Annotated in this window: 19 protein-coding genes; 7 read left to right on the top strand and 12 right to left on the bottom strand. The window is 39.0% G+C overall.

Annotation, left to right across the window (positions count from 1 at the left end):
- Positions 1 to 7 precede the first annotated feature (7 nt).
- Positions 8 to 1,618 carry an NAD(P)/FAD-dependent oxidoreductase gene (locus tag H5162_RS10430; protein ID WP_182778443.1) on the bottom strand — a complete coding sequence of 537 codons (1,611 nt, stop codon included), beginning with the start codon at positions 1,616 to 1,618 and terminating at the stop codon, positions 8 to 10.
- Positions 1,619 to 1,783: 165 nt separating this feature from the next.
- Here H5162_RS10430 and fdxA point away from each other — a divergent pair, with 165 nt between their 5' ends.
- On the top strand, positions 1,784 to 2,107 hold the full coding sequence (gene fdxA, locus H5162_RS10425) for a ferredoxin FdxA (protein ID WP_145235999.1): 324 nt from the start codon (positions 1,784 to 1,786) through the stop codon (positions 2,105 to 2,107).
- Positions 2,108 to 2,235: 128 nt separating this feature from the next.
- A complete protein-coding gene (locus H5162_RS10420; RefSeq protein WP_409076811.1) occupies positions 2,236 to 4,473 on the top strand; it encodes a DUF5916 domain-containing protein in 2,238 nt (745 codons plus the stop codon).
- Positions 4,474 to 4,522: 49 nt separating this feature from the next.
- On the opposite strand, the gene H5162_RS10415 is transcribed toward H5162_RS10420, so the two are convergent.
- The 5 genes from H5162_RS10415 to H5162_RS10395 form a co-directional block, all read right to left on the bottom strand.
- A complete protein-coding gene (locus H5162_RS10415) occupies positions 4,523 to 5,311 on the bottom strand; it encodes a hypothetical protein (RefSeq protein ID WP_145235993.1) in 789 nt (262 codons plus the stop codon).
- Positions 5,312 to 5,373: 62 nt separating this feature from the next.
- Positions 5,374 to 5,910: a fused DSP-PTPase phosphatase/NAD kinase-like protein gene (locus tag H5162_RS10410; RefSeq protein ID WP_182778439.1), complete on the bottom strand. Its 537-nt coding sequence runs from the start codon at positions 5,908 to 5,910 to the stop codon at positions 5,374 to 5,376.
- Positions 5,911 to 6,052: 142 nt separating this feature from the next.
- Positions 6,053 to 7,651: an AbgT family transporter gene (locus H5162_RS10405; RefSeq protein WP_149980148.1), complete on the bottom strand. Its 1,599-nt coding sequence runs from the start codon at positions 7,649 to 7,651 to the stop codon at positions 6,053 to 6,055.
- 107 nt (positions 7,652 to 7,758) lie between these two features.
- Complete coding sequence (locus H5162_RS10400; RefSeq protein ID WP_182778437.1) at positions 7,759 to 8,061, bottom strand: hypothetical protein; 303 nt, start codon at positions 8,059 to 8,061, stop codon at positions 7,759 to 7,761.
- A gap of 2 nt (positions 8,062 to 8,063) precedes the next feature.
- A complete protein-coding gene (locus tag H5162_RS10395) occupies positions 8,064 to 8,321 on the bottom strand; it encodes a DUF3081 domain-containing protein (protein ID WP_182778435.1) in 258 nt (85 codons plus the stop codon).
- Positions 8,322 to 8,483: 162 nt separating this feature from the next.
- On the opposite strand from H5162_RS10395, the gene H5162_RS10390 reads away from it, so the two are divergent.
- The gene (locus H5162_RS10390) at positions 8,484 to 9,383 is read left to right on the top strand and encodes a redoxin family protein (RefSeq protein ID WP_182778433.1); all 900 of its coding nucleotides are present in this window, start codon (positions 8,484 to 8,486) and stop codon (positions 9,381 to 9,383) included.
- Positions 9,384 to 9,449: 66 nt separating this feature from the next.
- Complete coding sequence (locus tag H5162_RS10385; RefSeq protein WP_145235968.1) at positions 9,450 to 10,730, top strand: flavohemoglobin expression-modulating QEGLA motif protein; 1,281 nt, start codon at positions 9,450 to 9,452, stop codon at positions 10,728 to 10,730.
- A 147-nt stretch (positions 10,731 to 10,877) separates the two neighbouring features.
- Here H5162_RS10385 and H5162_RS10380 read toward each other — a convergent pair whose 3' ends face one another.
- The 4 genes from H5162_RS10380 to H5162_RS10365 are packed head-to-tail and all read right to left on the bottom strand — an operon-like array spanning position 10,878 to position 15,513.
- On the bottom strand, positions 10,878 to 11,681 hold the full coding sequence (locus H5162_RS10380) for a DUF1338 domain-containing protein (RefSeq protein WP_182734133.1): 804 nt from the start codon (positions 11,679 to 11,681) through the stop codon (positions 10,878 to 10,880).
- A gap of 47 nt (positions 11,682 to 11,728) precedes the next feature.
- Positions 11,729 to 13,210, bottom strand: a complete 1,482-nt coding sequence (gene astD, locus H5162_RS10375; protein WP_182760067.1) for a succinylglutamate-semialdehyde dehydrogenase — start codon at positions 13,208 to 13,210, stop codon at positions 11,729 to 11,731.
- Between the two features lie 18 nt (positions 13,211 to 13,228).
- The gene (gene astA, locus H5162_RS10370) at positions 13,229 to 14,263 is read right to left on the bottom strand and encodes an arginine N-succinyltransferase (RefSeq protein ID WP_149980153.1); all 1,035 of its coding nucleotides are present in this window, start codon (positions 14,261 to 14,263) and stop codon (positions 13,229 to 13,231) included.
- 44 nt (positions 14,264 to 14,307) lie between these two features.
- Positions 14,308 to 15,513: an aspartate aminotransferase family protein gene (locus H5162_RS10365; RefSeq protein ID WP_145235948.1), complete on the bottom strand. Its 1,206-nt coding sequence runs from the start codon at positions 15,511 to 15,513 to the stop codon at positions 14,308 to 14,310.
- A 205-nt stretch (positions 15,514 to 15,718) separates the two neighbouring features.
- Here H5162_RS10365 and H5162_RS10360 point away from each other — a divergent pair, with 205 nt between their 5' ends.
- On the top strand, positions 15,719 to 16,147 hold the full coding sequence (locus H5162_RS10360; protein ID WP_182778431.1) for an Lrp/AsnC family transcriptional regulator: 429 nt from the start codon (positions 15,719 to 15,721) through the stop codon (positions 16,145 to 16,147).
- A gap of 211 nt (positions 16,148 to 16,358) precedes the next feature.
- Positions 16,359 to 17,384, top strand: coding sequence for a GGDEF domain-containing protein (locus H5162_RS10355; RefSeq protein WP_182758259.1), 1,026 nt, complete (start codon positions 16,359 to 16,361; stop codon positions 17,382 to 17,384).
- Here the strand turns inward: H5162_RS10355 and H5162_RS10350 are convergent.
- Positions 17,381 to 18,304, bottom strand: a complete 924-nt coding sequence (locus tag H5162_RS10350; RefSeq protein WP_145235936.1) for a hypothetical protein — start codon at positions 18,302 to 18,304, stop codon at positions 17,381 to 17,383. The two genes, H5162_RS10355 and H5162_RS10350, sit on opposite strands and share 4 nt — an antisense overlap.
- 90 nt (positions 18,305 to 18,394) lie before the next feature.
- Complete coding sequence (locus H5162_RS10345) at positions 18,395 to 20,308, bottom strand: bifunctional diguanylate cyclase/phosphodiesterase (RefSeq protein ID WP_145235932.1); 1,914 nt, start codon at positions 20,306 to 20,308, stop codon at positions 18,395 to 18,397.
- 646 nt (positions 20,309 to 20,954) lie between these two features.
- Between H5162_RS10345 and H5162_RS10340 the strand changes: the two genes are divergently transcribed.
- On the top strand, positions 20,955 to 21,254 hold the full coding sequence (locus H5162_RS10340) for an isoamylase early set domain-containing protein (protein ID WP_145235928.1): 300 nt from the start codon (positions 20,955 to 20,957) through the stop codon (positions 21,252 to 21,254).
- Positions 21,255 to 21,263 lie beyond the last annotated feature (9 nt).

Below are 21,263 nucleotides of genomic sequence, written 5' to 3'. Positions count from 1 at the left end.
AAACTACTTAGCTATTTTTCTCAAGCATAGATAACGCTAATGCTTCAGCGGCCTTTATACCGTCAATGCCTGCGGAAAGAATACCACCTGCATAACCCGCACCTTCACCGGCAGGGTATAGGCCTTGGGTATTGATACTTTGCATGCTTTTATCTCGTTTAATGCAAATTGGTGATGAAGTACGGGTTTCAACGCCAGTTAATAAGCCATCGTTTGATGAAAAACCACGAATTTGCTTATTAAATGCAGGAATTGCTTCACGAATGGCATCAATTGCATATTTAGGTAACACATTTGCTAGATCAGTGAGTTTGATACCTGGTGTGTATGAAGGCTTTACATCGCCTAAGTCACTTGAATCTTTACCTTTTAAGAAGTCGCCAATTAACTGTGCTGGTGCATCGTAATTACTACCACCTAGTTCAAAGGCTTGCTCTTCTAGTTTTCGCTGCAGATCAATACCGGCTAATGGATGACCTGGGAAATCTTCTTCAGGAGAAATCCCCACAACAATGGCACTGTTAGCGTTGCGTTCGCTGCGAGAATACTGACTCATGCCATTCGTTACCACGCGACCTTCTTCAGAGGTTGCTGCAACCACAGTACCGCCTGGGCACATACAAAAACTGTAAACAGTACGGCCGCTGTGACAATGGTGAACCAGTTTGTAATCTGCAGAGCCAAGAATCGGGTTACCAGCATTATCACCAAAACGGCATTCATCGATCATAGATTGTTTGTGCTCAATTCTAAAACCAACTGAAAACGGTTTTGCTTCAACGTAAATCCCTTTATCGTATACCATTTTAAATGTATCACGTGCGCTGTGACCTACCGCAAGCACAACATGACGGGTATCAAGTTGTTCACCGGAGGATAATTTCAGTCCTGTTACTTGGCCATCATCAAGTAGGATGTCATCAACGCGGGTGCTAAAACGAATTTCACCGCCGAGCGCTTCAATACTTGCACGCATTTTTTCAATCATCGTAACCAGCTTAAAAGTACCAATATGCGGTTTGCTGACATACATAATTTCTTCTGGTGCGCCCGCAGCTACAAATTCAGTGATTACTTTACGACCATAATGCTTTGGATCTTTAACTTGGCTGTAAAGTTTTCCGTCAGAGAATGTTCCTGCGCCACCTTCACCAAATTGCACGTTTGACTCGGTATTTAGAGTACGTTTTCGCCAAAAACCGAAAGTGTCTTTGGTACGTTCACGTACTTCTTTACCACGTTCTAAAATAATGGGTTTAAATCCCATTTGCGCCAGTATTAAACCAGCAAACAGTCCACAAGGGCCAAAGCCTATTACCACAGGACGTTCTTGAATTGTTGCTGATGCTTGAGCAACAAATTTATAGCTGGTGTCAGGGGCTGGTTTTACATGTTGGTCTTTAGCAAACTGAATTAATAATTGCGCTTCATTATCAACCTCAATGTCGAGGGTATAAATAAGTAAAATGGCGGTTTTTTTACGGGCATCGTAACCACGTTTAAAGACATTAAAGCTATGGAGTTGGCTGTTATCAATGCCAAGTTTAGTTATAATTGCTTGCTTTATGGCATCTTCGCCATGATCAAGTGGCAGCTTAATTTCTGTTAAACGTATCATATTTAGTCTCTGTTAGGTGTCTTAGCAGTCGCTGACGCGAGTTGCTCACAATAACGGACTATTTTACGTTAATTTATGCCTCGATGGCAGCGATTATTTATTGTATTTTGGCTGTGGTTGGGTATGATCTCCAGCTGTATTAAGATATGTTAGGCAAACGTTAAAATGGCATTTGTAGTCACTGAAAACTGTATAAAGTGTAAATACACTGACTGTGTAGCAGTGTGTCCAGCAGATGCGTTTTATGAAGGCCCTAATTTCTTGGCGATCAGTCCGATTGATTGTATTGATTGTGGTTTATGTGTTCCAGAATGCCCCGCTGAAGCAATTTATCAAGAAGATGAATTACCTGATTCGCAACAAGAATTCACCGAACTAAATGCCGAACTTGCTCTTATTTGGCCGCGTATCACTGATGTAAAACCAGCCCCTGAAGATGCCGATACCTGGAATGGTGTGGCCGATAAATTAAAGTTAATTGAGACCTAAAATCTCAGCTTTTTGTCTTGATTAGTTAATTAAAATAACATTTTTACAATCAAACTATTAACAAATGTACCTGCGTGAATTACAATTGCTACTTAACTTACTCATCCGAGTAACTGAGTATTAAATGGATGTTTATGCAGTATATAAAATTAATAACGTCACCTGTCTGGGTTTTAGCTTTCGCTTTATGTAGTACGTTTGCACACGCTGAGCAACAACAATTTAGTTTAGCGCACATTGGTCAAGGTATTGATCTTGATGGTGAGTTGAGCGAACCGCACTGGCAACAAGCCACTTTAATCCCTTTACGCTATCAAAATGAACCCAACGAAAAAGGCATACCACCTGTAAAAACAGACGCTTATATCTATGAAGATGGCAACTATTTATATCTTGGTTTTGTTGCTTATGATAATGATCCCAGTCAAATACGTGCAGCACTTCGAGATCGCGATACATTATGGTCGGATGATAATGTCGCATTGATGATTGATACTTTTAACGATGAGCGAACAGGTTATGAGTTTTACGTAAATCCACTCGGTGCACAAGGTGATATGCGCATGACCGATACCGATGGCTGGACTGAAGACCCATCGTGGGATGCGATTTGGGACAGTGCAGGGCAAATAACTGACAAAGGTTATACCGTAGAGATGCGCATCCCGTTCACTGCATTGCGTTTTCCTAAAAATAAAGCCGATATGACATGGGGGTTTGCGCTGTGGCGTAATTATCCTCGAGATGTTTTATATCAATTATCCAATGTAGGTTTTGACCGCGACGTGAAATGCAGTTTTTGCCAGTTTGATAAAATAACAGGCTTTAATGCCATGGAGCCGAGCAAAAATATTCAATTAACACCGACCTTGACCGCTCTTCGCAATGATGTGAAAGAGGCTGTACCAGGGGATTGGCAAAATGGTGATATTGAGACTGAAGCTGGACTCGATTTACGTTGGGGGATCAGCCAAGATGCGGTTATTAATGCCACAATTAATCCCGATTTCTCGCAAGTAGAGACCGATAGTTTAGAGTTGGATGTCAATACCACATACTCTATTTATTATGCTGAGAAACGCCCGTTCTTTTTAGATGGTGCATCGTATTTCAAAAGCAGTTTATTTGAGCTTTTATATACTCGTACAATTGCCGAGCCTGAAATTGGCGCCAAAATAACCGGTAAAACAGATGCACATAGTTATGCTTTTATGTATGCCGATGATGAAAATACCAGTCTTTTTTTACCGACTAACCAAGGTTCTGGCTTTGCTAATTTAGCTGAAAAATCAAAGTCAGCGGTTGGCCGATATCAATACGACATTGGCGAGCAGGGCACTATTGGGGTGATGAGCACCCACCGTGAAGCGAATGACTATCACAATACCGTACTGTCGGTAGATGGTAGTTATTGGTTTAATCAAACAGATAGTGTGTTGTATCAAGTTGCTACCTCTGATACTAAAAACTCCGCTTTTTTAACTGATAATTATGGCTTGGAGAAAAATCAATCTGATCAAGCTTATAAGATCGAGTTTGCTCGCGAGAAACGGGATTATAAGCTACTTGCCAGTTACGAAGATATTGGTGAGGATTATCGTACCGATGTTGGCTATCAAGGAAAAGTAGATTATAAAAAAGTGTTACTAGGCGGCGGGCAAACTTGGTACTTAGACGCAAGTGAGATGATAACCGAATATTCTTATAATGTTGATTGGGACAAAACCTGGGCGCAAGATGGTAGCTTGCTTGAAGAAGAGTACGAAGGGTATATTTTTTTAAAAGGCCAATTACAGTCATCCTTAGAGTTTGGTTTGATCCATCGTAATGAGAGCTATAAAGATGATTTTTATAATCAAAATATCGGCTTTATTTATGGTGGTTTTAACCCAAGCAAAGATTTACGTATTACGCTCTATAGTGAGTTTGGTAGTAAAATAGATTACAGTAATGAGCAGTTAGGTGATTTATTTACTCTAGAGCCAGAACTTACCTGGGACATCAATGATCATTGGCAACTACAGCTTGAACACAGTTATAGCCGTTTAGATAACCCACAAGGTGAAAATGTATTTACAGCGAATCTAACCGATTTACGAATTTATTATAAATTTAATATGCGCTCGATGCTGAAACTGATTTTACAGTTTGAAGATATCGACCGAAATCAAAATGCTTATTACTTTGCTGTAAATCACATCAACCGAGATTATGGCAGTCAGCTTGTTTACTCATATAAAATTAACGCACAAACATTATTTTACTTGGGTTATTCAGATAAAGGCTATCAAGATGACTCATTAAAAAGTATAGAACGCGATCAACGTACTTTCTTTACTAAATTAAGTTATGCATGGCAGCTTTAAATTACATTTTAAAAAAGCCCTTAGTATTTAACTAAGGGCTTTTTTATTGCTATAAATTACGAAAATATGCATCAACAAACTGTTGTTGGTTTGGTGCTTTTGGCGCTGTAGTAAATTTGATTAATGAGTCGGTATGACGCAGTTTTAGTTCATTACTAAATTCACAATCAACCTGATTAAATTGTTGTACTTTAGCTTTAAATTTAGCTGATTGTTGGCATTGCTTTGCTAATGAGTTGGCTACTTGTGCACAATATGCGCCAACGGCATAAGTTTGTAAGGTTTTATCATCAAGTGCTTGCCAATTTACTGAGGTGGCTATGTCTTTCTCACACTGTAAATTTAGCTCTTTACTAGCGTCAGTAAGTGCGATTTGTGATTGTTTAATTGCATTATCGCGATCAAACTTAGCTAGTTTTAACTGAATACCTTGCTCAAGTTGGCTTATATATTGTGCATAGGTATCTTCGCTTATTCCTTTTGCTCGCTTATCTTTTAGTTCACTCAAATAAATTGCTTGGCGGCTATTTGGCAAATATAGTGTGTAGCTACAACAGCTATAACCTTGCTCTTTCGTGACGAGTGCTCGCTGTTCCCCGTCAAACGTGTATTTGTAAGCTTGTATACTTCCGTGAGGTTTCAGAGCGGTTAAAAAAACCACTTCGTCAATAGGACTATTTACGCCAACGACTTTGACCAATGCTTGGCTGTTATCAAGGGTATTAATAATAGTCACTTGCTCGCCACTTGATGACTCAAGTACAAGAGGATATTTTTGTAATTCTATCGCGTAGCTACAAGTGCAGAATAAACTGAGTAACAGAAAGATATTTTTCATTGTTAAATCCATTTAAAGTTAAACAAAATAGTTAAACATTTTAACATAGCTAACGTATTATTTTAATGCTCTTTTATTTTATAGGTTGCTATGGCGTCTCTTACCACAGGTTCAAGACCTTGTAAGCCCCATTGCTTACCTGTTTCAATCGCTTTTTCAATTGGTTGGTTAAGCTCTATTGCGTTATAAAGTGCAATCAGTGCACCAACTCGGTTACCACTTGCACAATGCAGTAATGTTGGGCTCTCAGATGCTTGCGCTAATAATTGCTGCAGCTTTTTTGCATTTTCAATATTGATATCGGCTCTTGATGAAATGGGCAGTGAAAAGTATTGCAGTCCTAAATTGGTCACTAAAGCCTGTTCATCCCAATTATTTTCCCCATCCCCGCGTAAATTAATCACATACTTTATACCTTGCTTTGCAAGCTGCTGAAATTGCTCTTTAGAAGGTTGTCCTGCAGTATAGATGTGTTGTTGCGGGTTCGCATAATTAGTTAATGCAACGGACTTTATATTTACTGATGGGAGTGGCTGCGCATAACTTGTTATGCTGATCAAAGAACATGCTAAAGTGATAATAAAACATACTATTTTCATGATATTAGATCTCGTTGAAGTTGCTAGTAATGTGACAATTGTATAAGTAGTTACTATTATTAAAGCAGATAGTTTAGTTTTTCAAACACGTTAGAGTCACTCAATAATAATGCCAGCAACAGCTGGCATTATTTATCGGTTATTAAGGTGTGTAATAAATTGGTGAGCCAGGCCCTACTGGCAGACCAAATACAAACACCCACAAATAAAACAGAGCAACCCAACCGACAAAGAAAATCATACTATAAGGCAGCATGGTGGCGACTAAAGTGCCTATTCCCATGTCTTTTTTATATTTAGTGGCAACGGCGAGGATCAAGCCAAAGTAACTCATCATTGGGGTGATCAAGTTGGTGACAGAATCACCAATTCGATAAGCCGCCTGAATGGTCTCTGGCGCATAGCCAATCAACATGAGCATAGGTACAAAGATAGGCGCAGTGATTGCCCATTGTGCAGATGAAGAACCTAAGCTTAGATTAACTAATGCACACATTAATATAAATAACACAAATACTTCAGGACCAGTCAGATTGAGGGCTTGTAACATAGCAGCGCCATTTATAGCTAAAATAGTCCCTAAGTTAGTCCACTTAAAGAAGGCGACAAACTGCGCGGCAAAAAATACTAATACAATGTACATGCCCATTGAGCTCATACTTTTGCTCATTGCGTTGATCACGTCTTTATCATTTTTCATGGTGCCTACTACACGGCCATAAACGAAACCGGGTATACCAAAGGTAATAAAAATAAATACCACAATCCCTTTAGAAAAAGGCGAGTGGGCAAATAAGCCTGTTTCAGGATGGCGCAAAATGCCATCTGCAGGCACGATTGTCCAAGCAAGTAGTAGCGATACTAACAATAAAGAAAATCCAGCCCATTTTAAGCCTGATTTTTCTTTAGCTGTTAAGCCTTCTATATTATTTTGCGCCAGATCAGCACTGGCATCATCGGGGTTGTATTTTCCAAGGCGGGGTTCAACGATTTTTTCAGTCACGAAGGTGCCTAATACGGCAATCAGTAAAACTGAAATCATCATAAAATACCAGTTTGCTTCAGCGCCAACTTGGTAAGTTGGATCAATCATTTGTGCTGCCGGAGTCGTAATACCTGCAAGCAATGGATCAATCGTACCTAACAATAAATTAGCACTGTAACCGCCCGATACACCGGCAAAAGCTGCGGCTAAGCCCGCTAATGGATGACGGCCTAAACTATGGAAGATCATTGCGGCTAAAGGAATTAATACAACATAACCAAGTTCAGATGCGGTATTAGATAATATAGCGGCAAATACCACCATAAAGGTAACTAAGCGTTTAGATGCCCCCATTACCATGCCACGCATTGCAGCAGATAATAGCCCTGAATGTTCGGCAACGCTGACACCTAATAGTGCAACAAGCACAGTGCCTAAAGGGGCAAAACTGGTAAAATTAGTAACAAGACCGGTGACGATACGTTGTAAGCCTTCAGCACTTAATAGACTCACAACTTCGATAACGCCGTCAGGTTCACGACCGGCGGAGCCAATTGGGCGAGGATCAATTGCACTTAATCCAAACCAATCAGCAATACCACTGAAAACAATAATGGCCACACAAAATAGGGCAAACAAGGTGATTGGGTGGGGTAACATATTCCCCAAAAACTCAACCGAGGCTAAAAATCGGTTAAATAATCCCGATTGTTTTTCTTCACTCGATGAGTCGGCAGTGTCGACGGCTTTTGACATAGCAAGGCTCTTAAAATTGAAAAATTTCCGCAATCTATCATTTTTAAGCATGATTATCATTAATAAACGGTGGTTTACCAGATGGGTACGATAAACTGTTAATTAGGCTATAGAATTCCTTTGAATAGTAACGGATAGCGACGTAATCGCTGGCCAATATAGTCATCCGCTAAGATTTGCTGGCAAATATCTTCAATATTATCAGAAGCTTCAAACACCCAGTCGAATCGTTCAATTGCAGTTAAAAATCCTCGCTTTAGGAACCGTTGTTGCCGATACTCCTCGAGATTACCTTTAATTATGGCAAGCTTACTTTTATCGTCGCGTAATTGTTGCACAACCTTGGCTATAAAATCTGTATGTTGGTTGTGCTTATTAGCTGGGCGAATTCGCGGTTTGCTGTTATACACAATTACACCTCATTGATTATATTTTCCAGCTTTTTAAGGAAGTCATCTTTATGCTTTTCATGTTCATAATCGAGATGATAGGTGTTATGAAAACCAAATCTAAGCAATACGCCACTGCCTTTAAGATAAATGGTATAACCATCAATATCTGAAAATGCGGTTAATCCTTTATAGTGTTTTCCTTCATCGTTTATCTCACCATGTTGGATGATCTGCTCATAGACAGCTAATATTTGTTTTCCTTCGATGTCATTTTTCATCACTACTCCAAATGTTGCTTTGATAATTAAATTGATACGAAACCTAACTCTATTTAGTTTATACCATGTAATGATAAATGATCGAAAAGTTCACCGATGTCGCAAAATTACAATCAGCTAAGAAAGCGACCATGCTAAGGTGTATTTATTTTAGGGATAACAATGATGAAGTCTAAATATATTACGCTGTTGTGGGTCTTTTTGTACTTTTCAAGCAGTCAACATTTGTTAGCAAATGAGTCAAATTTGGTTTTAAAAAACCAACAGGGCGAACTGTTCGAGCTGAATAAAATCGTTGGCAAAAAGCCTGTGTATTTAAAATTTTGGGCAACGTGGTGTAAGCCTTGTATGGAGCAAATGCCACACTTTCAGCAGGCCTATGAACAGTATGGAGATACAATTGATACAATAGCGATTAACATTGATCTAAATGATGATCCTACTGCTGTTGCAGCTGTTAAAAAACAGTTTAATTTAACCATGCCTATCATGAGTGATCATACCGCAAAAGTTGCTCAGCATTATCAATTTATAGGCACTCCTTTTCATGTATTACTCGATAAAACGGGCAAAGTGATTTTTCAAGGCCATGAAGCAGATAAAGCACTTGATAATACACTGCGATTATTATCACATGACGGCATGGTGGCAAAGGCCCACTTATTAGATGAAGGTAATAAGCAAGCTGCGACTGCTTTAGTTATTCCAGAGCATGGCTTAAAGGCAATATTATATACGGCAACGTGGTGTGATTGGTATTTAGCTGACACTCGCCCGAAGATGGCAACAAACTGTGCCGCAGCTCAAAAGCAAATCAATCTATTAACCAATCAGGGAATTGATACTGAAGCTAGGGTTAGCCAATTATGGACAGATCAAGCCGCTGTTGATGAATATATCGAAAAATTTAAAGTCATACATCCGGTGTACATTGATCACGGTAATGATTTATTTATTGATAATAAAATCAGTAGTGTGCCTACCTTGGTCATTTATAAAAATGGACACATGGTCAATCGTATCAGCGATTTTTCTAGCCCTGTAAATTTGCAAAGTAAGTAATAATTTGCTTTGAAAATGAGCAAATCTAGCCTATCCTCTAGGCTCATTCATCAGTGAGCTTAGAGCATGATAGATAAGGCGTTATTACTTAAAACTCGCGAGTTATCAGATCGATTAATCGCCCTACAAACCCCGATCCGTATCTTAGATGCGATAAATTGGGATAAAAGCATAAAAGAAGAGTTTTTTAGACAAAAATGTCAAAAAAATCCACTGGTTGATAAAGCCTATTATCAGCAACGGGATCTAGGTTTTGTACCTAGCGAGCTACGCCAAGCATTTTCTGATCTAAACCGTAATATCATTAGCCAGCTTGGGCAACTCAATCCTATCGCTCAATATATGAGTAAAATGTGCAGCGAGTACAAAACAGTATTAAGTATGCTTGAATACCGTGGCACTGCTGAATTTCATGATTTATCTGTAGAGTTGTTTGGTCATCCAAAAGATTTATTTCATGCCGGTGAGCCATCGTTATCAGAGCTTGCAAATATGCTTGAGTTACCGCTCAAAAATCTATTAGCGGCCGATATTTTACCTGATGATCCTAAAAATATAGATGCTGATGAAGCCGTTCGGATTCTAGCTGAACAAGTACGTTTAAGCATGCCAGGTATCGATGTTGAAGTGGTCATTAGTGATGGGATCGTCAGTGATGCAGCTGCTGGTGCTAATAATATTAAGCTAAATCAAGATGTAAAGTTTTCTCAACGAGAGCTTGATATTTTAGAAGTACATGAGGGCTGGATCCACGTCGGTACAACGCAAAATGGTTTAGCTCAGCCATACTTAACCTGTTTAAGTAAAGGCACGCCAAGTTCAACAGTGACACAAGAGGGGCTGGCAGTACTAACCGAAATCATCACCCTTAAATCAACACCTCGACGTTTAGCGAAGTTAGTAAATCGTATTCAAGCGGTGACTAAGGTAATTGATGGGGCTGAGTTTGTTGATATATATCGTGATTATGTTGCTCAAGGCTTGAGTAAAGATGAGAGCTATACATTGGCACAGCGAGTTTTTCGTGGCAGTACCGCAACAGGGTTGCCATTTACTAAAGATATCGCTTATATCAAAGGGTTTGTATTGGTTTACAATTTAATTCGGGTTGCGATACAACTTGGCCGCATCGATCAATTACCTTTGCTGTTAGTGGGTAAAATCTCGATTGATGACTTTAGACTAATATCGCAATTACATGATTTAGGTGTAATTGAAGACCCTAAGTTTGTTCCACCACATTTTAAAGATTTACGTGGTTTAGCAACGTGGCTTAGTTTTGGCCGTTTTATTGGTGATTTGTCATTTGAACAGTTAGAAAACGACTATAAACCACTATTTATATAGTGACTCATAATCCTAGTATAAAAACAATAAAAACGCAGTTGTAATGAACAACTGCGTTTTTTCTATCGTACAGCTAAGTACTTTATGAAATCAGCCAGTAAGCACCCAGCTTTAAACACATGCACTTATGATCTGAATCTAGATTAATTAACGTGCATTGGTGCTTTCAAAGATTTTATCGGCCGATGCAGCAACGAAACCGGTATATAGTTCACCATCAGGTTTCGCATAACGCAGGGCAAACTCATAAAAACAACTAGGTACGCTCATCGTCGTGTCACTAAACTCTACGGCAAAGTCATCGGCAAGGGTTGATGATTGCTCAAGTAATACCTCAGGTGAGCCTTTTACTTCACCGCCTGAAATATTAAGGGCAAAACCGGCATCTTTAAGCGCTTGGTTAACGTCTTCAATTTTATCAAATTTGGCAAGTTCATTAATGTTCACGGTGAAATGATTAGCACGGTAACCCCATGCTGACATCCACGCTGCATATTCGCTTTCAGCGAGTAACTGTTTATAAGTTTCAGAGCTTACTTGCCAATGGGTGCCTGAGTATAAGAAGTTTTCTGCGGTTACGGCATCTGCATCTATGCTGGCAACCAGCTCATTAACGATGGCTTGCAGTTGCTCAGAACATTGCTCTACAAGTAATTCAGAAATAAATACTTTTGGTTGCTTTGGATCGGTATGCTCATAATGTTTAGCATACAATTTTTTAGCTTCAAAATGATATTCACCACATTCTTTATAACCGACGGCTAAGAAATGGGCGGCTAACTTTTCCAGACCAATTTTTTCATGATTGAAAGTGCGTAGTGCAATATGGTCGTTGATCACATCATCTTGTTGTGTCGAGCCTAATAGCTCATGAACTTTTACAGCTGACGGTGTTACCGCTAGGTAGTTTTGCCATAAGTTGTCAAAAAGGGCATTTACATCTGTGTGCATTTTTAATTCCTTAATTTAATTTCTGCAGCCGTTAAGCTGCAGACTGATTATTCAATAATTAAGCCCGGCGCAAGGGTACTTGGTAAACTAACGCTTGGTGCTTCAACAGAGGCTACTGGGTATGAGCAGTAATCTGCGGCGTAATAGGCGCTCGCTCTGTGGTTACCACTGGCACCAATACCACCAAATGGCGCGGCACTTGATGCACCGGTAATTGGGCGATTCCAGTTAACAATACCGGCGCGAATATGTTTTAAGAAGTGCTCATAATCTTCACTTGAGTCACTTAAAAGCCCAGCCGATAAACCAAATGAGGTATTGTTCGCTTCCACAATTGCACTGTCAAAGTCGCTATAGCGATAAATTTTAATTAATGGGCCAAAGTGTTCTTCATCTGCGATGCTGGCCACATTTGTTACATCGATAATACCAGGGCTTACAAAACCTGTGCCTGGTTTTAAGTGTTTTAGTTCAACTAAAGGTTCAGCTCCCATATCAATCAATTGTTGCTGAGCGGCGACCATCCCAAGCGCGGCTTTTTCGCTGATCATAGCCCCCATGAAAGGTTGTTCTTCGCTAAAGCTGTCTGCAACTTTAATACTTTTAGTTGCGGTGATCAGCTTTTCTAAAATAGCATTACCATTAGCTGTATTTGCAATAAATACCCGACGGGCGCACGTACAGCGCTGGCCAGAAGTTATAAAGCCGGATTGGATAATATCATGCACGGCAGCATTTACGTCAGCCACATCTTTAACTATGAGCGGGTTATTCCCCCCCATTTCTAGCGCTAAAATTTTACCTGGATGTCCAGCAAACTGCTTATGTAATAAATGACCTGTGTTTGAGCTGCCAGTAAAAAACAACCCATCGGTATCTTGGTGGCTAGCAAGTGCAATACCGGTGTCAACTTCACCCTGAATAAGGTTGATCACCCCAGCTGGCAGGCCTGCTTTTAACCATAACTCAAGTGTGTATTGAGCAACAAGTGGGGTTAGCTCAGATGGTTTAAATACGACGGTATTACCCGCTAAAATTGCCGGTACTATATGACCATTAGGGAGGTGGCCTGGGAAATTATAAGGGCCAAAAATAGCCACTACGCCATGCGGCTTATGACGAATAAAAGCTTTAGCGCCGGGCATTGGATTTTCAGTAGTGCCTGTTCGTTCATTATGAGCTTTTATTGAGATCGCCACTTTGCCTGTCATAGCACCCACTTCGGTACGTGTTTCCCATAGTGGTTTACCTGTTTCGCGGGCAATGATAGTCGCAAACTCTTCGCTATTTTCTTTTAGCTGGCTGACAAAACGTTCAAGAACCGCAATACGCTCTGTAATTGGGGTATTTGCCCATGTAATGTGTGCCTGACGAGCTGATTTAATCGCTGCGTCTACTTGTTCTTTACTTGCTGCTTTACCTTGCCAAACAATATCCCCGTTACTTGGGTTTATTGAACAGAAATCATGACCTAAGCCAGTTTGCCATTGGTTATTGATTAATTGGATGTTGTGCGTATTAACGCTCATGGAAACTCCTACAGAGGTTTACAGACGGAAAAACCGCGCTGCATCTCCTTGTTTTAATTTAAGTGCTTTTGCAACTTCACTGCTAATAATCAAGGTATGTTTAGCATGATTATAATGTGCATGTTTTGTGAAAGTGGCTCTGAAGTCATTCACGCCTTGATTACAAATAGCTAAGGTGTCGGAACTTTGTTGATTAATATGATCAAGTTCACCTATGGTAATAGGGCATACTTGAGATTCACGGATGCTACGTATATTGCCAAGTTTGGCTTCAACTGTTGGCCCAGCATCAAATAAATCAACGTAACCTCGATGCTCAAAACCTTCTTTTTCAAGCAATTTTAGTGCAGGTTTAGTGTGCTCGTGTACTTTACCAATTACAGCTTGCGCTTTTTTGCTTAACAGGTTGGCGTAAATAGGGTACTTGGGCATTAATTCACTAATAAATACTTTATCGCCTAAGCCGACTAAATGATCGGCTAGTGGGAATTCAATACTGAAAAAATGTTCTTCAAGCCATTGCCAAAATGGAGAATGGCCGTTTTCGTCACTAACGCCACGCATTTCTGCAATGATGGTATCGGCAAAACGCTCACTGTGTTGAGCCATAAACAAAAAGCGTGAACGCGATAAGAAACGTCCTGTTAGCCCTTTGCGGCTATCTTCACGTAAAAATAGTGTGCATATCTCTGAGCAGCCGGTGTAATCATTACACATGCTGAGAATATCAACGGTGTTATATACGTTGAGAGTGCGTGAATGATGAACCGTTTTACCTAAATGATAGTGATACAAAGGAACGTTCATACCGACCGCCGCTTCAATCGCGGTAGTGCCAACGACTTGACCTGTTTCACTGTCTTCTAATACAAATAGGTAGCCCTCGTCTTGAGGCTTATTAATGTTTTTTGCAAAGCTCCTTTCTGCTCGTTCAATTTTCTCTAGCAACAAGGCATCATCAACAGGTAATGATGTAAAACCATGGCCTGACTCTATTGCTATTTGTTTTAGTGAGTCAAAATCATTTGCGGTTATAGGACGTAATACTTGCATTTAAAAGTGCTCCATTAACGCCCTAAACAGGGCGTTAAATTAGGTTAACCGTTTACAACGTCTGCTACGGCTTTTTCAAAGCGCACTAGACCTTCTTTAATGTCCTCAAGTGGGATCACCAGCGAAGGCGTAAAACGAATAACATCAGTACCAGCAACTAAGCTCATTAGCCCTTGTTGAGTACTTGCTACTAAGAAGTCGCGAGCGCGCCCTTCAAACTTGCTGTTTAGTACGGCGCCTAATAATAGACCTTTACCGCGTACTTCACTAAATACGTCGTATTTTGCGTTGATCGCTGCAAAACCATCACGGAAAAGCTGTTCACGCTGTTTAACGCCGCTTAGCACTTGTTCGGTATTCACGGTATCAAATGCCGCTTCTGCCACTGCACACGCTAACGGGTTACCGCCATAGGTTGAACCATGCGTGCCCACTTTAAGATGTGCTGCAATATCAGAAGTGGTGATCATCGCACCAATAGGGAAACCGCCACCCAACGCTTTTGCTGTTGTTAAAATATCTGGTGTCACGCCTAATTCTTGGTATGCGTATAGTGAGCCTGTACGGCCTACACCCGTTTGTACTTCGTCAAAAATAAGCAATGCATTGTGTTTATCACACAAAGCACGCACACCTTTGATAAATTCATTATTTGCAGAGATAATGCCGCCTTCACCTTGCAGAGGTTCCATCATTACGGCACAGGTTTTATCGCTGATCAGTGCTTCAAAAGCAGCTAAATCATTGTAGTCACAATGATCAATTGCGGCTGGTTTAGGACCAAAACCGTCAGAATATGCGGTTTGGCCACCCACAGTTACGGTAAAAAAGGTACGACCATGAAAGCCTTTGTTAAATGCGATTATTTGGCTTTTATCAGCACCATGTACATCCAATGCGAAACGACGCGCAAGTTTTAGCGCTGCTTCATTTGCTTCTGCGCCTGAGTTTGCAAAGTAAACTTTGTCTGCAAATGTTGCGTCGGTGATTTTTTTAGCTAATCGAAGTGCTGGCTCATTAGTCATGACATTGGATAAGTGCCAGATTTTTTCGCCTTGCTCTTTTAACGCATTAACAAGGGCTGGGTGACAGTGACCTAAACAGTTGACCGCAATACCGCCAGCAAAGTCGATATATTCTTTATCGTTTTGATCCCAAACACGAGAACCTTGGCCACGCACCGGAATAACCTCTGATGGGTTATAGTTAGGGACCATTACGTCGTTGAATAATTCTCTTGTTACTTGCATTTGTTACACCTAATTCTGGCTTAATATGAAAAAAAACAAATTGCATTTGATGGGTTAATCAAGCCGTTATTACCCTGCAATAATGTGCTTTAATAATTTTTCTTATTTACTACCGCTATTATCTGAGTTCAAAGCTTAAATTTGCAGTGCTATTTTGTGAAAAATGATTAAAATAAAATACAAAATGACGAGGTTAATAATCAATATGATAACTATACAAGACGAAAAGCTACTTTCTATACTTCGCACGAATGCCAGAGCGAGTATTTCTGATCTTGCCAGGGCACTTAACTTATCACGCTCAACTGTACAAAGTAGGATGTTAAAGCTAGAAGAGACTGGAGTGATAAAGGGCTACAGTGTTGACTATGGCGATGCGTACTTAAGTGCCATGGTATCGGCCCATGTATCGATTAAGGTAAAGCAAAAACTAACCACTAAAACTAACCTCGAGCTCAAGCAGATTGATGCCATCTCACAATTGTATGCTATCAGTGGTGAGTTTGATTTAATTGCAGTTGTGCAAGCACAAAATCTAGAAAAACTCAGCTATTTACTCGATGATATTGGTAATTTAGATGGAGTTGAACGTACGACTTCTTCTGTTATTTTAGAAACAAAATTTAAACGCTAAGTTGACGATAAATACAGAATGTCATACTTTCTATTGTGACTAAACAGTATTTACACACTACACTTACGACTAGCACTGGGTTTTCTTACTCGTTAATGTAATTATGAGAGCAAACTTTATTGACGTTTTTGTTTGATTTATATTTTTATAATCTTTTATACGGGTAATTAGTCATAATAAGAATGTTCAGTTATTTGAATACAGGATCCTTATGGAAGAAAACTTATTAAATTCACTAATTAAAATAACCAAAAACCGTGATGTAGATTCATTGGAATATAGCTTGATCTCGACGATCCAAGAATTTGTTGGTTGTACAGAAATTGTAGTTTATAAGGATTTAGACGTGCAAAGTGATTTAACGATTGAGCGCAGTATATCGTTAAAAGTAATCAATGGTAATCAGTTTGAGTGGGCGCAACGTCAAGTTGTTGATTCACCAGAGCCTGAACTGTTGTCATGTTTGCGCTCAGCTTGCATTATTACTGTACAGTCTGCTGATGGTATCGAGAAACGTTGGTTACCAATATCTTTGCAAGAAAAGCCGATAGGTGCAATTGCTGTTGTTTGCAAAGGTTTAAAAAGCTCGGATCAGGTTTTGCTTAATGCCTTTTGCCGTATTTATGAAAATTATTTATTTATCTTGCATGAGAATGAACGGGATCAACTGACTGGTCTGTTAAATAGGCAAACATTTGATAAAAAAATAAAGCAGCTAATTGAAAAGCAAGTAATTAAACAGCATAAAACGGTTAAAACGGATGATAATCGCAAGCGAAAGCTCAGTTCAACATCTTGGTTAGCAATGCTTGATATTGATCATTTCAAAAAAATTAATGATAGCTTTGGTCATGTTTGTGGTGATGAGGTTTTATTGTTACTTGCACAAAAAATGCGTCACTTCCTGCGTTCAACAGACTTGATTTTTCGCTTTGGTGGTGAGGAATTTGTGATAGTGTTTGAACCTACTAACTTTGAATCTATCGAAAAGAAAATGAATGAGTTTATGGAGATGATCAGAGACACTCATTTTCCATTTGTTGAAAATATGACTGTAAGTATAGGCATGTGTCGTATCAGTCCTTATGATTTCCCTATTACTGTATTGGAAAATGCGGATAAGGCACTTTATTATGCAAAAGAAAATGGTCGCAATAGGCTGTGCTTTTATGAACAGTTAATGGAAAATAACTTAATTAACTCAAACGACAAAAGCACTGATATAGATTTATTTTAATCTGACGCCGTTGGTATTTTCTTAATGATGGTTTTTTTTACTTCATCGAGTTTAATGACATAGGCGTTACCGCCAATTCCTTTAAATTCTTCATCGGTAAATACAATGGTATTTTCATCATAAAATGTAATCGCTTCTTTTTGAGTCACAATACCCAAATCTATCCGCGATACGTCTCCTGAGAAAAACTTATCACCAGTAAAGTTTTCAAATAACCAAATGCTTGTTGAATCTAGTAATACTAACTTTGTACGATCGGGGCTAAGTGCCGCTGAAGTTATCCAACAGAGCTTTTCCATCGTTGTACAAGTTTTAAAGGAATCTATTAACTGCGCATCAAAATTCGCTGCATGATCGCCAACTTTATACAAATTTGTAATCCCATCAAACGGTTCCGTACGGTTTTTAGTAAACAAATATAAGTGGCGGCCAAAGGCTACAAATGCTTCTAGGTCAAAGTTTCGTTTATCTGGAGTGATAGGGCTACCGTCGAGTTCTGGATAAGTGAACTTGATAATTTCAGCTTCGGTGGTATCAGTTTTAATGTCGATGGGATTTTCTATTTTATAAATAGTGAGCCATTTACGTTCTTGATTATTATTACCAAAGTCTCCTAAAAAGAAGTGCCCAAAATCATTCTGAGTCATATCTTCCCAATCAATGTTTTTTGCATTAGTAACCAGTACCTCTTTGGCGATAGAGCCGTCCTCGTTGAGACGATAAAGTTTTGCTTCATTACCGCCATCATTTATTGCCCATAAGCGCTTGAATTTATCAAATTCGATCCCCGATATTTCTTTTAGTTTAGGATCAACACTGAGTTTCTTTTTGCTGTATAAGGTATAAATTGACATGCTAGTAAGAATAACACTAACTAAAATTACGATTGAGATTAAGGAAAAGAGACTTTTTTTAAGCATGTAAGATGGGGGATTGGATACTAATTATTAAGTATTATTATCTATTTTTAGCTAGATTTCCATGGTAATAAAATTTTAAATGACAAATCGTTAAGTTTCGAGGTTCCAAACGCCAGTGCCCGTCGCGGCTATATGATTAACATTCCCTTGTAGTACCTTACTGCCAACATTCACAGATGACTGCGGACGACTAACTAAATACCCTTGTACGCTGCTAATTCCCATGCGTTTCACTAATTCAAACTGGGCGATTTCTTCAACTCCTTCAGCAACGATTTTAAGCCCAAGCTTAGTACCTAATTCACTGATTGAATTTAATATTTTGTTATATTTCGGGTTTTCATTAGCTTGCGCTATGAATAATCTATCAATCTTGATTACGTCAATAGGTAGATCAGCTAAGGTACTTAATGAGCTAAAACCGGTACCAAAGTCATCTATTGCAATAGTGACGCCTTCTTTACGCAATTTCTCTAATTCATTAATGATAGTGTTGCTAGCGGTGATCAATGTCGATTCAGTGATCTCTAACATCAATGAAGTGGGCGGTAGCCCTGTCTTGGCTAGTTTTTTCATTACCCATTCATGAATTGGGCGATGTTTGAGTTGAATGCCAGAGACATTAACTGAGATTTTAACTTTGCGCATACCAGCATTGTGCCAAGCTGCCATTTGTCGACATGATTCTAGCATTATCCAATCACCAAGCTCTAATATAAGGTTTGATTCTTCTGCAATCGGAATAAACTCCACTGGAGAAATAGCCCCCTCAACAGGATGGTCCCAGCGCACTAACGCTTCGAAGTAATCAATGGCGCAATCTTCAACATGCACAATAGGCTGAAATGATAAATGAAAATTATGACACGCAATGGCTAAACGCAGCTCTTCGAGTAAGTAATGGTAGCGACGCATTTTATTACCCATTTCTGGCGAATAGACTTTAAAAATACCACGCCCATCGGTTTTAGCACGATACATAGCAACATCCGCCATTTGCAACAAAGCATGGGGAGTTGATGCACTTTCAGGATAAACAGCAATACCGACACTGGCACTGATCTTAATTAGTTTATTACCCAGAACAAAGTCCCGCTCTATTTCGTTTAGTACATGCTGTGCCACATCTAAGCTTTTAGAGTTGCAATCAATATTATTAATGAAAATAGAGAACTCATCGCCCCCTAAACGCGCTAAATTTTGCTCTAATAGACTGGTGGGATTGATATCATTAAGCTTATGATGGCGTAATACGCTAGCCAGGCGTTCGGCTACTTGAATCAATACTTCATCACCAAAACTGTGGCCAAAAGAGTCATTCACTTGCTTAAAGCCATCTAAATCAATAAATAACAAGGCACAGTGAATATTTTTTAGTTCAGCACCGTTGAGTTGGCGGTCTAGGTGCTCGATATAAGCATGACGGTCAATCAACAAAGTCAATTTATCTTGGCAAATGCTGGTTTGAGTTTCACGGGCATAATTAGCTACATGGCTGGTTAATGCATTAATTGCTTGGCTTAAACGAGTTACTTCTGTCGCATGCTCAAGTTCAGGAAGTTGAATATTAAATGATTCGATAACTTTTTTTGTTTGTATATTAAGTTGTTCTATCAGCTGTTTTTCACGCTTTATGTTTAATTGTTTGCCAAAATACCATGTTAAAAATAAACCTATTAAAATCAGTAGAATAAAGTTTACAGGTGATAAAATAGTGGCATTGATGATGGATGATGCTTGAGCGGTAATAAACTGTGTATCTGTTGCTCTAATTAGTAAGTAATCAGTACCGTCTTTGCTAACTATATAGTGGCCATTTAATATCGGGTTATACCAAGAGGGCATCGTTAGTTGGGTGGTAGCAGTATCAAAAGCGCGAGTGGCAATACTAGATTGTTGCGGATTAATGGTATTGACTTGTTTCGTTAATAAAATATTCATGCTAAAGCAAAAAATAAATATAGCAATAAAGGCAATACTGAGTAAGCGAAAAAGTTTAGTCATTCCATTAAACCATTTTATCCTAATTATATGAATTTGTTATTAGGTATTACACATTTTTTTCAGTATATAGTTTGTAAGACTAACTGACAAAACATTTCTTTAATAACGACCCTGAATAAGGAACGTCTTTTCAGTTAGATGTTATTTTATCAGTATTTTTTGAGCGTTTACTCAATTCAACTATTAAATAAATTCACTTTACCAGTGGTTATTTGTTAACTACTTTAAAGGTCACAATTCAGACAGTGATTAACTTGGTTTAGTTCTTGCTGTCATTAAGATGGTAATCATAAAGTGAGTGTTTTTTGCTTTATTTGCACACATTTGGTGCAATGTTTATTTAATCGCACTGTCATAAAGCATAAATATAACTTTGTTTAACTAGAGCGTGTTTATTTTTTTGAGTTTACTTTTACCGCAGTATGTTTGGTTTTTATGCTAGACAGAGCACATAGTAGTGTTTTATCTACATAAATTGTGCGATAACGTAGTATACCGATCGAACACACAGCCTAAAGGTTGAAGATTTTGACTCTGAAAGGTCAACACGCACTAATAATATTTTACAGCCCTGCGTATGTTGAGTAGTTGAACGCACTTCTGTGGCAAGGATTAATTGACCTTAAGGTTTAGTTTGGAGCCCAATATGTTAAGTAAACGATTTTTTAAAACTAAAAACGAAGCTGAAGTAACATTTGAATTTCAGCATCCTCAGGCTGAGCAAGTTCAGTTAGTCGCTGAATTTACTGATTGGCAACCTGTTGCAATGAAGTTTAATAAAAAAGAACAATGTTTTAAGCTCAAGCAGCGATTACCGAACGATCAACAGTTTCATTTTCGGTATTTAGTTAATGGTACTATTTGGGACAATGACCATCATGCCGATGGATACATAGCAAACAGTTTTGGTACAGAAAATAGCATAGTCAATACACAACGTATTTAAGGCGTGGTA

The sequence above is a fragment of the Pseudoalteromonas sp. SR41-8 genome (assembly GCF_014163915.1).
GTDB lineage: Bacteria > Pseudomonadota > Gammaproteobacteria > Enterobacterales > Alteromonadaceae > Pseudoalteromonas > Pseudoalteromonas rhizosphaerae.
The sequence above is the reverse complement of the archived record's forward strand: the minus strand, read 5'-3'. Positions and strand labels throughout refer to the sequence as shown.

Excerpts from the sequence above, each read along its gene's own strand:
- H5162_RS10430 (WP_182778443.1), bottom strand. The coding sequence starts at position 1,618 with ATGATACGTTTAACAGAAATTAAGCTGCCACTTGATCATGGCGAAGAT.
- fdxA (WP_145235999.1), top strand. The coding sequence starts at position 1,784 with ATGGCATTTGTAGTCACTGAAAACTGTATAAAGTGTAAATACACTGAC.
- H5162_RS10420 (WP_409076811.1), top strand. The coding sequence starts at position 2,236 with ATGTTTATGCAGTATATAAAATTAATAACGTCACCTGTCTGGGTTTTA.
- H5162_RS10415 (WP_145235993.1), bottom strand. The coding sequence starts at position 5,311 with ATGAAAAATATCTTTCTGTTACTCAGTTTATTCTGCACTTGTAGCTAC.
- H5162_RS10410 (WP_182778439.1), bottom strand. The coding sequence starts at position 5,910 with ATGAAAATAGTATGTTTTATTATCACTTTAGCATGTTCTTTGATCAGC.
- H5162_RS10405 (WP_149980148.1), bottom strand. The coding sequence starts at position 7,651 with ATGTCAAAAGCCGTCGACACTGCCGACTCATCGAGTGAAGAAAAACAA.
- H5162_RS10395 (WP_182778435.1), bottom strand. The coding sequence starts at position 8,321 with ATGAAAAATGACATCGAAGGAAAACAAATATTAGCTGTCTATGAGCAG.
- H5162_RS10390 (WP_182778433.1), top strand. The coding sequence starts at position 8,484 with ATGATGAAGTCTAAATATATTACGCTGTTGTGGGTCTTTTTGTACTTT.
- H5162_RS10385 (WP_145235968.1), top strand. The coding sequence starts at position 9,450 with ATGATAGATAAGGCGTTATTACTTAAAACTCGCGAGTTATCAGATCGA.
- H5162_RS10380 (WP_182734133.1), bottom strand. The coding sequence starts at position 11,681 with ATGCACACAGATGTAAATGCCCTTTTTGACAACTTATGGCAAAACTAC.
- astD (WP_182760067.1), bottom strand. The coding sequence starts at position 13,210 with ATGAGCGTTAATACGCACAACATCCAATTAATCAATAACCAATGGCAA.
- astA (WP_149980153.1), bottom strand. The coding sequence starts at position 14,263 with ATGCAAGTATTACGTCCTATAACCGCAAATGATTTTGACTCACTAAAA.
- H5162_RS10365 (WP_145235948.1), bottom strand. The coding sequence starts at position 15,513 with ATGCAAGTAACAAGAGAATTATTCAACGACGTAATGGTCCCTAACTAT.
- H5162_RS10360 (WP_182778431.1), top strand. The coding sequence starts at position 15,719 with ATGATAACTATACAAGACGAAAAGCTACTTTCTATACTTCGCACGAAT.
- H5162_RS10355 (WP_182758259.1), top strand. The coding sequence starts at position 16,359 with ATGGAAGAAAACTTATTAAATTCACTAATTAAAATAACCAAAAACCGT.
- H5162_RS10350 (WP_145235936.1), bottom strand. The coding sequence starts at position 18,304 with ATGCTTAAAAAAAGTCTCTTTTCCTTAATCTCAATCGTAATTTTAGTT.
- H5162_RS10345 (WP_145235932.1), bottom strand. The coding sequence starts at position 20,308 with ATGACTAAACTTTTTCGCTTACTCAGTATTGCCTTTATTGCTATATTT.
- H5162_RS10340 (WP_145235928.1), top strand. The coding sequence starts at position 20,955 with ATGTTAAGTAAACGATTTTTTAAAACTAAAAACGAAGCTGAAGTAACA.